Source organism: Candidatus Aegiribacteria sp. (genome assembly GCA_021108435.1).
Lineage (GTDB): Bacteria > Fermentibacterota > Fermentibacteria > Fermentibacterales > JCC-6 > Aegiribacteria.
In genome coordinates this window covers 1-12409 of sequence record JAIOQY010000048.1, presented here as the reverse complement: position 1 = coordinate 12409, position 12409 = coordinate 1, and the positions used below count along the sequence as shown (strand labels likewise).

Here is a 12409-nt window from a genome sequence, read left to right as displayed (position 1 = left end):
AATAATCTTTCGCCCGCGAATGCTCATTTGCATGCCTTGTCTCCGAGCGCTTCTATACCGTTTCGTTACGCAACCTGGTGAAATATGCGGACTAACCTGTGTTTCTTCAGATTAGATTCCCCCTTTACTGAAGAACATAACAGGAAGAGTCTTTAGAATAAGCCTGATATTCATCCCATCCGACCTGGAAATCACATAAACAAAATCGAGAAACTGAGACTTTTCAAATGCCAGTCTGCTTCTGGCATAAACCTGCCAGATACCTGTCAGTCCGGGTTTTACGGTAAATCGCTTTTGAAGCCAGTCGCTGTTGTAATGCTCCAACTCGTAACTGATGCAGGGGCGTGGTCCGACTATGCTCATATCACCTCTGAGAACATTGAATATCTGTGGAAGTTCATCCAGTGAGGTTTTTCTGATAATTCTTCCAAAAGTTGTTACAGAACGAGAGCTGACCTCCTTGAAAACCTCGCCATTCTTGGTTTTTTTCGCAGCATTACCGTTGACATATCTCCTGAAGTACTCTCTATGCAATTCTTCCCGGTTTTCAGCATTAACCAGCATTGATCTGAATTTGAGGAACTTGAACGGCTTTTTATTCATGCCGATTCTTGTCTGTTTGAAAAGCACTCCCCCCGGACTTGTAAGGGCTATAGTCAGTGCTATGGTGATGAAGATCGGTGTTAACAGAATCAGACCTGTGATTGATAACAGTATATCAGTTAATCTCCAGATCCTGTCAGCGGTTTTTGACCACTCCATTGAGAAGAACGTAAGCGCGCCGAAGTCTCCAAATGATATCCAGGGATCGAAATAACCAAGCTCAGGTATTCTCTCTGAGAAGATCGAGAATGGGATTCCTGCGTTTCTTGCATGAAGGCAGAACTCAGCAATAAAATCAAAATCCTCATCTTCAAAGACAATGACTAATTCCGTTGAATTGTCTTCCTTCATGATCTCACTGCACATCATCAGTCGTTCAGCAGGATTATCAGGAAGAGAAGATCTGTGAATTCTCAGCTTGAGAATTTTTCGGAAGACAGGTGATTTAAGAAACAGAGAACGTATTTTATTCGTAACATCGAAAGGCCCGAACAGGACAATGGAGATGGTTCCGAATCGAAAGATTCGCAGAAGGGGCGGAAAGATATATGGGATCACACTGATTCGCATGAGAATACTGAGTATCAGCCAGAATCCAATGAGCAGGAGGACTGAAATCCTGCTGCTCAGAAAGATATGCGATGGGAAGTGAATCAGAAAGAGGACAACCATATACAGCATAGACGAGATAATAATCAATCTGGTAGTTCTGAAGATATTCATTATCCTGTTCACTGTTGTACGGACAGTATAGAGGTTTTCCACCATCATGAACAGCAGTTCGGTAATGGCGAAGAAAATCCAGGTTCCGATCATGGCTGTAAAAGGAACCGCGGAAGTGTTCAGAGAACCGAACCGAATCAATACAGCAAAAAGTATTGATATCGCGATCACGATGAAATCGCTGATAAGCAGTGTCAGAAAATACAGCCTGTTGAGTCGGAAACCTAGCTTGAACGGCAAATCAGTCCTCTCTGAAGAATGATTTCACTGCTTCCGCAACAAGTTCCTGCTGTTCAGCGCTGATATCCGGGAACATTGGAAGAGTAAGGTTATTGGAACTGTTGTATTCAGCCACAGGGAATTCTCCCTCTTTATACCCAAGGTAAGCGTATGCCTGCTGAGTGTGCAGCGGGAAAGGATAATGAAGTCCGGATGCGACACTGCATTCATTCATGTGGTTTCTCAAATTATCACGCTCTGGAGTATGAATTGCGTAAAGATGGTATACATGTCTTACATTTTCTTCTCTGCCAGGAAGTTCAACAGGGAGATCGCACAGCAGTTCTTCATACCTTGCAGCTGCTCTGATTCTGTTATTATTCCACTGTGAGATGTATCTGGATTTCACGCCAAGAACAGCTCCCTGAAAAGCGGACATCCTGTAATTATGTCCGATGAAATCGTAATGATATTTCTCGGTGGAGCCATGGTCGCGAAGCTGCCTTATTTTTCTGTCGAGCTTATCAGAATTCGTGGTTACTGCGCCGCCTTCACCGTATGCTCCCAGGTTCTTTCCCGGATAGAAGCTGAAGGCGGCCGCTGTCCCGAAACTTCCTGCCGGTCTTCCTGCTCTGGAAGCATCGACACTCTGGCATGCATCCTCAAAAAGAAGAAGACCGTATTTTTCCGCGATCCTCTCAAGTTCCTGAAGATCGGCGGGTTGTCCGTAAAGGTCTACCGCGAGGATACCTCTTATTCTGACTCCGGTTTTCGGATCAATCGGGTTCCCTGTGCTGGAGCATCCTTCAAGAAACTCTTCAACCTTCAGAGGTGACAGGTTGAATGTCTTTTTATCAACATCAACGAAAACCGGAACATGTCCCGCAAGCACTATACCTTCTGCTGATGCCGTGAATGTATTGGGAGGAACGATGATACCGCTGCCCGGTTCCAGATCAGAAGCCCAGATCATGAGATGTACAGCGGCTGTACCGCTTGATACGGCAATACAGTGTTTTGTCCCGGCTATTTTCGCGAATGCTTCTTCAAATGCTGCTACTTTTGGGCCAAGAACATAGTAACATGTATCAAGTACTTCTTCAAGTTCCGGTTTGATCTGATCCTTTATCTGGTTGTACTGGGTTTTCAGGTCAAGGAATGGTACGGGCATTTATGTTCCTTTCGTTCACAGAATAAGTATTATCTCAATATCGACAATATTCTAATATATAATTCCTGTTCAGTCAGCACCCGTTGGATTAGAATAGGTGGATGAAAGCGATAACCCATATTGCAGCAAGTACAGCTGCTGCCGCAATTGCTGGAGCTGCTTCCGGAACTCCCGCCGCTGCGGGAATATTCCTTTTTGGAGGATTTCTGGACGTTGATCATGTAAACCACTTCATCTCCTCAGGGCTTCCTTCCAGTCCTCGAACACTTCTTAGGAGCATCTTCATGAATGAGATACAGCTTGAGAAAACATACTCTTTCTCCAGAGGTATACCATCCAGCTGGACATTTCCCGTGTTTCACTGTGTTGAATTCGTTTTTCTTCTGGCAGTCTCAGGTTTTCTTCTCAAATCGAGTTTCCTTATGGCAGCCGGAATCGGGGTTCTGCTTCATTTGCTGATGGATATCAGAAGTTACCCCTGCGGCATATCTTTCTTCTCAATTATCTGGCGCTTTATAAAAAAGCAGAAGTTGATGACGGAATGGCAAACTCATCGTTCAACAGTCAGGTTTTAACCTGAATCCAGTTGCTGTAACCGCCGACCTTTCTTCTGATCAACTTTTCCAGAGCTGAATGAATTCTGCATGAAAGTCGAAGGTGTTCAAGATCCGGGGGATTATCCGGATCAGAGTAATCTTCCGCGTTCCAGTCCTTTTCGCTGATTCGATTCCGCATGATCTCCGGATGAGTTCCATTGAAAACAGGAACCCTGTCAAGCGGGCCGTAGTCCCAGGGCTTGCCTGAATCGGAGTGTTTTTTCTTCATCCACTCATCATCATGGTAATAACTGTCCATTACTATCGTTTTTTTTCTCATCACCTCAGGATGACGAACCCAGCCGTAATGGTATATCCACGCGCCGCAGTCTACTACCCGAAGTTTTTTTCCGTCCTTTCTGAAGCTCTGTGCGTCTTTCCAGCTTCTGATATTTCTGTTGTTTTTGAAAGCTCTTATATCCATGTCGTACCAGTTATGGCCTCTGTGTACCCGATCATAGCTACCCCAGAAATGGTTGTAATGGAAAAGAAGCCCGTCAACATCGTTCCTTGAATCGTACTTCTCCATGGCCCCCAGTATTTTTTGAAAATCCTGTTCATGGATCACTTCATCCGCCTGCAGGTACAGGCACCATGGATAGCTGCATAGATCGAGCGCGATATTCGTCTGATCGGCATAGGTTATTCCGTCTACAAACCGCTCGGGATTCCAGTTCGTTTCGATTATCCGGATTTTCGGATCTCCTATATCTCGGATTATATCAATCGTATCATCGGTGCAGTCACCAGCATTTACGATGTATTCATCGACTATGGGCAGAGCTGATCTGATCGATTCAACAACAGGATAGTCAAGCCGGATTGCATCCCTGACAAAAGTGAATCCCGAAATCAATACTTTCTTATCCAATTATTTCCCTTCAAAATATGTCAGAGATTAAAACATACGGCTTCAGATCGATCAACTCAAGGTTGCTGGTACAGTATTCAGGGACTATTATCCTGTTTCAGTACCTGATGGAGAGGAAGCAATGAATCTGTCGCTTGTTGTTATAACATTGAACGAAGAAAACAATATCGGTCGATGTCTGAACAGTGTACCGTTCGCCAGTGAGATGATAGTTGTTGATTCCGGAAGTACCGATTCGACCGTAACCATTGCGGAAAAGCACGGAGCGAAAGTTTTCTCTCATGTGTTTGAATCCTTCTCGAAACAGAAACAGTGGGCGATAGAACAGGCTTCAGGTGACTGGATACTTTCCCTTGATGCCGATGAAAACCTTGATGCTGAACTTTCAAGCGAGCTTGAATCTCTCCTTGTTAATGATACTGAGCATATTGCATTCAGACTTCCATTCAGGATACTCTACATGAGAAAACTTATGAAATTCGGTCCGTGGTCAGGAGAGTATCACGCGAGACTTTTCAGAAAAGGACATGCTCATTTCCCCGATACAGGTATTCATGAAGGTCTGCTGATCAGCAGAGGAAGCATCGGAACCGTCAAACGGGGCTTTGTTGTGCATCGATCCTACGATTCAATCAGTGAGCAAATGGATAAAATGCTCCGGTACAGCCGATTGTGGGCGGAAGAAGAGTATCAGAAAAGGAGAAAATCGAATATTTTTCAGATTCTTCTTCGACCTGCATGGCGCTTTGTTTCCGCGTACATCTTCAGGGGTGGAATTCTTGAAGGAGTCCCGGGATTGACTGCTTCAGCCATCTCAGCCTTCTATGTATTCCTGAAATGGGCCATACTCTTTGAGATGAGTATCAGCGACCGATAACTGATTCCTATTCCGCGGACATTAGCTATTAATAATTATCTATCGGAATACATATAACGAATTCTGCCCCTGCTGCTTGCTAAGTGCCACAAGTGACGTTCGATGCCTTGCTCGACCCCGTGCTACTCAAGATTACGTTACCAGCAGCGTATAAATCGAGTTTCCTGGTGATTGATTGACATTGCAGCTGTCTGAATACATATTAATATAGTAGGAATTTAAAGAACTGCGTATAAGGGAGGTTAGAATGAAACCTGTTAGAAAAGGCGATGTACTTGTTTGTTCTGAATGCGGTGTTGAACTGCAAATCATAAATAGCTGCGATTGTTCGGACTGTAAAATAGTATGCTGTGGAAAGACGATGGAAGTTAAGGAGAAGTCTTCAGGTTGCTGCTGTTAACACTGTAACCCTCAGATCTTATCCTCGAGAAGCATTCCCCGCACAAGGACGGAGAATAGTTGCTCAATAATATTCATGTTCCCGATATCAATTCCAGGTACGGGAAAGGTGTTGTCCTACAGCTTCCGTACAGCGGTTACGACATGGTTCAGCATTATCCGTATAAGACCGAGCTTACGTGCACACTTCTCGAGAAGGGAGTAGCCAGGGAAGGGGAAAGGGGATATCATGAATCGGTCTTCGTTTACGATGGTGAAGCCTGAATCGTGTATTTGAGAGGCGAGTTCTCTTGGACTGAGCGCCGAGTGAATACTACCCCGCAGGAAGTAACCCAGCCGAACCCCTGTCCTGACAGCAGCCGGGACAACATCCGAAATTATAAATCCACCCCCCGGTACGAGTACTCTCCTGCATTCATCAAGAAATTCACCTGTATCTGTGATGTGCTTGAGTAAGGAGGTACAGGTTATCAGATCTATTGTACGGTCAGGAAAGGGTAGGTAAAGCCCATCGGCCTGTACGCACAGAGGAACAATGGCCCTTGTCCGTTTCAGGTAATCTAAGTCAATGTCCAGAGCAATTGCGGTTTCCAGTCTGAATTCACTGGTGAGACATGTCAGCAGCCGGCCATCTGCTGCACCAATATCAAGTATTCTGTCTCCCTCCGATACGCCGAGTATCCTGCACTGTTCAACAAGAACTCCAGCGCGGCGCTGATGGCCGTAGAACTTGACCGTACTGGTTTCGCGATCGTCCAGATAAGTATCGCGTTTCAAGGTTCAGCAACCAAAAACTTCGTTGAGAGGTGCGAAGTCATAATCCGTGAGAAGTCTTTCCAGCTTTTTAGCGCAGGAATCCAGCTTGATGTAATGTGCAAATTGAGCCCTCCATTGAAATCGGAGTCTCGGGTGACCGGGGTCAAGTTCCCAGGGATGGATGTAAAATGTAATTGGAGAGTTCCTTCTCTCGGAGGCTCGCAAATTCGATCTTGTCAGCATGTAAGGGTAGAGCCGGAACCATGCACCTCCACTCACCGGAATTATGAGACCGCTGATCTTCCGTACGGGTAAGGGAACAACTTTGAGACACCCACATGCGGTCTCGATTACTTGTGGTTGCAGGTCGAAGCCCGGTATACCGTATCTCCAGTGCCTGACGGGAAATATACTGGAATCGAATTTAACTTCGAGATCCGCAAGGATGTCATATACCCACATAGTGTCTCTGTCTACCGAGAAGGATGGAGCCCTGTACGATAAAACGGGTTTACCAGTGATATCAGAAAGTACTTCCAGTGACTTAGTTGTTTCGGTGGTGAATTGAGCTTTTGTCATGCGGGATACAGGCGTATGTGACCAGCCGTGGCAGCCTGTCTCATGCCCCAGCTCCGATAGCATTCTGACCCTCTCAGGGTGCTTCTCTGCGAGTGAACCGAGCCAGAAAAAGGTTGCACGAGTATCGTATCGGTCCAGTATACTGATGATCCGGTCAAGTCCAAGATCGAGTCTTTCCTCGAAAGAACCTTCCCGTTCGCTTTTCAGAGGGATTCCGTGATACCACTCTTCGACGTCAACAGTAAATGCATGTTTCATGAAAGGATCTTGCTCCCTCTGCGATATTACCCTGAAGAACGTCCCAGAGTATCCTATACACCTGAATATATTACTTAAACTGACAATACAGATGGTAATACTGCTTCGTCAATGTCATACACGTCGAACATACAGGTATCTCGGGAACATAATAAATAACTACCGGAATATGTATAACTAATTCTACGTTAAGCCATTACGCAAGTGTCGCAATCGGGCATCCGACCACGGAGCTACGATCCCGGAGATGGAATGCAGGCGTTGCTTAGGCTGGTGGAGATGTTCACATCGGTATCTCTCGAAACGGCGGAGAATCCAGAGCATAGTAGTATCCGTCATGATGATCCCCCAGTTATCCATGAACTGCCGCATATGCTCGAAGTTGAGATCGAAAGAAAAGTCGAAGAACAAATCGCCCACATCTCCGCTGAGTTCCTCCTGGATATCCAGCATCTGTTCCGGCAGGCCGCAGCGCAGGTCGAAGCTCATCAGGTCCACGTATCTTAGATCCGGGTGCTTCAAGGTTCGGAAATAGGCACGAAGATTGTTGGTGTCGAAGACGATGCTCCATTGAGAGGAGTGGTGCGAGAAGCGCTCCCCGCGGATCTCCTCGAGAACGTTGAAGGCATAGGTCACGGTGGTCTCATCGTCGGTGTGGTCAAAACCGTCGACCTGGTCGGCGGCAAGGCAGAAACGGTGCAGTGTACTCTCCAGCAGGTTGTACAGCCAGGAGCCCCGGCAGCGCAACCAGGCTTCGACAGACTCCGCGTAGGTGGTGTTGGTGAGGACACAGACCGGCAGGTCGTTTCCGGTGTGGACCACCATCTCGCCATCTATAAACTCGATAGTTGCGACACGGCCCTGACGGTCAGCCACCAGGTAGTGATCGACGGTGGTGATTCTGACCAGCGAATCGGTTGCAATGACCTCGTCGACCGATGCGCAAGTATCCAGGATGAACTGCATCCACATACCTGAATCCAGGGGAGGGCGCCCGTCCGGGGCCGGCTGCTCGGTAGTGTCGAGGGACATAGTGCTCAGGGTCAGACCCTGATCGTTCATTCCGGCCCAGGCGAACTGGAAACCCACCAGGTTGAAGGTGATGCTGGCGTAACGAGCTTTCCACCGGGCGTAACGACCGGTGGTGCTGGCCATCAGGCCCACCTTTGTGATCCCTTTTTTGTTGATGAACACCAGCCCCTGGTAGACGCTGACATGATCACAGTTGGTGCAGAAGACCGGCGGGCCTCCGGTGTCGAGTACAAAAGAGGAGCAGTGTTGAGCAGACTGAGCCGAGCAGGCGCCCGTAAGCACACCGTAGATCAGCAACACTACTGCGGCGGGCAGGACAAACCGGGTTCTCATACCATTGTTCTTCCTTGGGATGCGGTTTTTATCCTGCATGCACCAGACCCAATGATGGATACAGCACTGGCGGGGAGTAGTTACGTCCCGGGGTGAATCCTCGTGGCATCGATGTTGGTGCATCGAACGCACGCGTTCTCTTATACTGTTGCAGAACTGTTTTTCAGCAACGATACCGCTCATTTTTTTATTCCGAACTTCATGATGGGCGAAGTATGCACAAAGAGTTGATTATGCAGAAGCCATTAAAAAACAGAATTATAGGTTCACATTAATCCCCGAAACGGAAAACAAGACCGAAGGTGTACCGGGCCTGATGTTCTCTTAAAACACCCATTTGACGAATATAATCCAATTGTATCGGGCGAATGGCAACATGTTTATTGAGCTTAATATCCAGACCGACTCCCATGGCAAAAGCTACCTGTGTTTCAGACCAGGAATCTCCTATATAACAGCACCAATAGTCATATACATATCCGGCGCCTACTAGAGCATGAACATGCGTAGAAATACGTTCAAGTCGGTTAAATACATACTTCGGACCGACCAGAAAGTTGTAGAAATCCACAGAACCTTTATAATGACCGCTGATATCGACTTCAAGGCCCAAAAAGTCGTAGAAATAGTATGTTAGCCCACAATTACAGCCATGGAAAGCGTCTACAACAGGAGTATGCAAAAAGGAATATCCACCGTGTACTTCAAATCGGGACGTATCTTCCGCGTAGGACGAGACACTGAATAACCAGATAACGACCAACGCTGTTGTTACAGTCTTCATTTGAAAACCTCCATTTAGAAAATTGTACACATTAAGCACTTGATAAGAGTTAAGTCCTTATCAATGAGGAGCTATCTGCAGACTAATAATAGCCAGGAAACCTGATTTTCTACAGAAATAACAATACTGATGAAATATGCTCCTGTCAAAGATATGAGTGAATGCTGTTTGCTTTTTAAATGCATCGAAACGCACACCTGACCACCGAGCCGGAAAAAGGTTGCATGAGTATCGTACCGGTTCAGTATACTGATGATCCGGTCAAGTCCAGGATCGGGTCTTTCCTGTTATATGCTTGCTTTAATCCTGCCCCATGTGTTGTGATCAAGAGCATTCGGAGTGTAACTTAACTCAATATCGTCTATGTACCAGTAGTGAGCATCAGTTGCAATGATATGAAATGCGAACTGAACGGTTTTGCCGGACCATGAGGCATCAAGAATTTCAGTCTGCTCATACCATTCAAAACCGGTATAGGCTCCAGCATCATTTTCACACCAGAGTTCTATCCAGTTACCGCCGTTGATGTCTCTTATTTCGGTAAACGAATCTCCATTATCCACCTGGACGAAGTAGTTGTAACTGCCGCTCCACCACCAGGTGAAATCGAATCCATCTGCTGCCGGCAATGTAAATTCAGGTGTGATGGCTCGAGTGTCATGCGGCCAGGGCGCAAAGTAGTTGTATTGCAGGCTGAAGTCACCTGTGTGAGCCTGGAATTCATTGTCATAAAGAGCCCAGTTGGCAGTACCGGTTATTGTCCAGTCACTGATGTTTCCATCTTCAAAACCATCCGTCCAGATTGTCTCGGCGAATGAAATTGAGGTGCATACAACCAGGAAGGTCAGTACAAACTTTTTTTGCATGCTTTACTCCTCAATGACTGCGTTATTGCATATAGCTTTCATTGTGATCGCCTGCTGAAATCCACTGAACAGGTCTGTGGACCGGTGGACCGTAGTTCTATATCAAATATGATAATACCGCAGACAATTCTCCCCTGTCAACACATCACAACCCTATTTGTTCCCTTAAGGTTAACCGGGCATCGAATGGTATTTGTAGATATAAACCGATTCTAATTATAATTTACTGAATAATAAAGTTTATTGTAATATCTGGTTTTTTTTGAAGGGTGATTCATGTCTGTAGTATGGTTTATTCCGGTTTTGCTTGTTGCGCTGACAGGTGCTGTTCCTGACAATATGGGTTTTGAGGTTATGGATGATGAGGATCTGATGCCTCTGAACTGGATCCTTGAGGGTCAGGGTTACTCCGGGTTCAGTGATTCCGTAGTGGTGTTCAGCGGGGACCGTTCCTTCAGGCTTGAATACATAGAGCCGGGTAGCTATTACGGTTATGTCTCGCAGTACATTCCCTTCGCTTACCAGGGAGATTCAATCACAATGAGCGGTTACCTGCGCAGTAGAGATATGGGGGATAAGTCTTTTGCTGGCCTGTCACTTGATTTGTACGATGCTCAGGGCGATGCAGTGTGTACGGAGTATATGTATCTGGAAGAGTTGCAATCTGATACAGAGTGGAAACGATTTGAGATAACAATGGAAAACAACATCTTTGGAGACACGCTGGAACTGGGTGTGTATCTCATGGGACCCGGTACGGTATGGGTAGACGCCATGGAATTACTGCTGGACGGGGAACTTGTTTCACTGGCAGTTGAGCGCGGTCTACCAGGTGCGCAACTGGATCATGAATTCGACTCAGGATCCGGCCTTGAATTCACAGAGGTTGATGAATTTCAGATTGAGTCGCTGGTTCTGCTGGGAAAAGTATGGGCCTTCCTGAAATACCATCATCCGCAGATAGGCAGAGGAGATGTAAACTGGGATTATTCTCTTGTGCGGGTATTGCCCTCCGTGCTGGAAGCATCAACAGAGCCTGAACGACAGCAGGCGATACTTGATCTGGTGGAGGGGCTTGAACCGGTTATTGCCGTAGAATGCTATATGCCCGAACCGGAGGAGATTCGTTTGAGCCCTGATCTTTGCTGGATAGATGGTTCTGAAGTCGGTACTTCGCTTGTTGCTGCACTCTGGAGTGTCTACGAGGGACGCTATCAGGAGACTCACTACTATGTCAGGGGAACACCATATTCCACCTTCAGCGAATGTGAATACGAAGATATGGACATACCGGATACGGGATTCCGGCTGCTGGCTCTGTACAGGTACTGGGGAATCATAGAGTACTTCTTCCCGTACCTTTATGCCATCGATGGAGACTGGGATGATGCACTCCGGACTTACATTCCTGTGTTAATCGCCGCAGATACACCGCTTTCCTATCAGCTTGCTTTGCAGAAGCTCATTGTTTCCATAGGTGATTCCCATGCGAGTATCTGGAATGAACCAGATGCTCTTCGGGAGTATTTCGGTAACCTCTACGCTCCACTTTCCCTCGCGTATGTAGAAAATCACTGGATTGTTGCCGGATACATGCATGAGTCTGCTGTTACCTCCGGAATTGAGCTGGGTGATGTGATCATTGCTATTGACGGTCAGTCGATTACTGACAGGACAGAAGAGCTGTACCCGTATGCAAATGGCTCAATAGAGAGTTCGCTCTACGATATACTCGGCCGCAAAATTCTCAGGGGAAATGCTGAGATCGTTGCTCTTACCATTCAGAGAGGCGATGACACTCAGGTCGTGACGATACCCAGAATGGAGAACGAAAATCTGGACCGGGGAATGAAAAACCGACCTGCAGCAGGTGATGGCTCGTATACCCTTCTGGATGATGAAACTGGATATGTCTACGCCGGTATGCTCTTTAAAAGTGATATGGAAGCAATGGAAGAGGAACTTGGGCATTCGAGCGGGTTGATTCTGGATCTGCGGGATTACCCAGGGGATAATGTGGTGTATGATGTAGCTGATTTTATCCTGCCTGAGGAGACAGTGTTTGCTCTTATAACCTCCCCTGACCACAGTAATCCGGGTACTTTCATATGGGAAGAACCTCTTTATGCAGGCGGAGGCGATTCTTCTGCATACGAGGGTAAAGTGGCAGTTCTCATTGATGAGGGATCAATAAGTAATGCCGAGTTCACTGCTATGGCCTGGAGACTTGCACCCCGGGCACGGGTGTTCGGCAGCCCCACCGCGGGAGCGGACGGCAATATCACGCATGTTTCTCTGCCGGGTGGCGTGAATACATTCTTCACAGGACTCGGAGTCTACAA

At 46.7% G+C, this 12409-nt stretch carries 11 protein-coding genes; 3 read left to right on the top strand and 8 right to left on the bottom strand.

Features of this window, described 5'->3' with window-relative positions:
- Positions 1 to 111: 111 nt before the first annotated feature.
- Positions 112 to 1566, bottom strand: coding sequence for a sugar transferase (locus K8R76_02860; GenBank protein ID MCD4847114.1), 1455 nt, complete (start codon positions 1564 to 1566; stop codon positions 112 to 114).
- Between the two features lies 1 nt (position 1567).
- Positions 1568 to 2716, bottom strand: a complete 1149-nt coding sequence (locus K8R76_02855) for a DegT/DnrJ/EryC1/StrS family aminotransferase (GenBank protein MCD4847113.1) — start codon at positions 2714 to 2716, stop codon at positions 1568 to 1570.
- A 101-nt stretch (positions 2717 to 2817) separates the two neighbouring features.
- Here K8R76_02855 and K8R76_02850 point away from each other — a divergent pair, with 101 nt between their 5' ends.
- Positions 2818 to 3291, top strand: a complete 474-nt coding sequence (locus K8R76_02850; GenBank protein ID MCD4847112.1) for a hypothetical protein — start codon at positions 2818 to 2820, stop codon at positions 3289 to 3291.
- Here K8R76_02850 and K8R76_02845 read toward each other — a convergent pair.
- Positions 3281 to 4183, bottom strand: a complete 903-nt coding sequence (locus K8R76_02845) for a glycosyltransferase (protein MCD4847111.1) — start codon at positions 4181 to 4183, stop codon at positions 3281 to 3283. The genes K8R76_02850 and K8R76_02845 overlap by 11 nt on opposite strands.
- 121 nt (positions 4184 to 4304) lie before the next feature.
- Here K8R76_02845 and K8R76_02840 point away from each other — a divergent pair, with 121 nt between their 5' ends.
- Positions 4305 to 5060, top strand: a complete 756-nt coding sequence (locus K8R76_02840) for a glycosyltransferase family 2 protein (GenBank protein ID MCD4847110.1) — start codon at positions 4305 to 4307, stop codon at positions 5058 to 5060.
- 516 nt (positions 5061 to 5576) lie between these two features.
- Here K8R76_02840 and K8R76_02835 read toward each other — a convergent pair.
- From K8R76_02835 to K8R76_02815, 5 genes are all read right to left on the bottom strand, one after another.
- A complete protein-coding gene (locus K8R76_02835; protein ID MCD4847109.1) occupies positions 5577 to 6236 on the bottom strand; it encodes a methyltransferase domain-containing protein in 660 nt (219 codons plus the stop codon).
- A 3-nt stretch (positions 6237 to 6239) separates the two neighbouring features.
- The gene (locus K8R76_02830; protein MCD4847108.1) at positions 6240 to 7052 is read right to left on the bottom strand and encodes a polysaccharide deacetylase family protein; all 813 of its coding nucleotides are present in this window, start codon (positions 7050 to 7052) and stop codon (positions 6240 to 6242) included.
- A 183-nt stretch (positions 7053 to 7235) separates the two neighbouring features.
- Positions 7236 to 8600: a linear amide C-N hydrolase gene (locus tag K8R76_02825; protein MCD4847107.1), complete on the bottom strand. Its 1365-nt coding sequence runs from the start codon at positions 8598 to 8600 to the stop codon at positions 7236 to 7238.
- Between the two features lie 88 nt (positions 8601 to 8688).
- The gene (locus K8R76_02820; GenBank protein ID MCD4847106.1) at positions 8689 to 9201 is read right to left on the bottom strand and encodes a porin family protein; all 513 of its coding nucleotides are present in this window, start codon (positions 9199 to 9201) and stop codon (positions 8689 to 8691) included.
- 287 nt (positions 9202 to 9488) lie between these two features.
- Positions 9489 to 10067 carry a hypothetical protein gene (locus K8R76_02815; protein ID MCD4847105.1) on the bottom strand — a complete coding sequence of 193 codons (579 nt, stop codon included), beginning with the start codon at positions 10065 to 10067 and terminating at the stop codon, positions 9489 to 9491.
- 276 nt (positions 10068 to 10343) lie between these two features.
- Between K8R76_02815 and K8R76_02810 the strand changes: the two genes are divergently transcribed.
- A partial coding sequence (locus K8R76_02810) for a hypothetical protein (protein MCD4847104.1) occupies positions 10344 to 12409 on the top strand: 2066 nt, incomplete at its 3' end.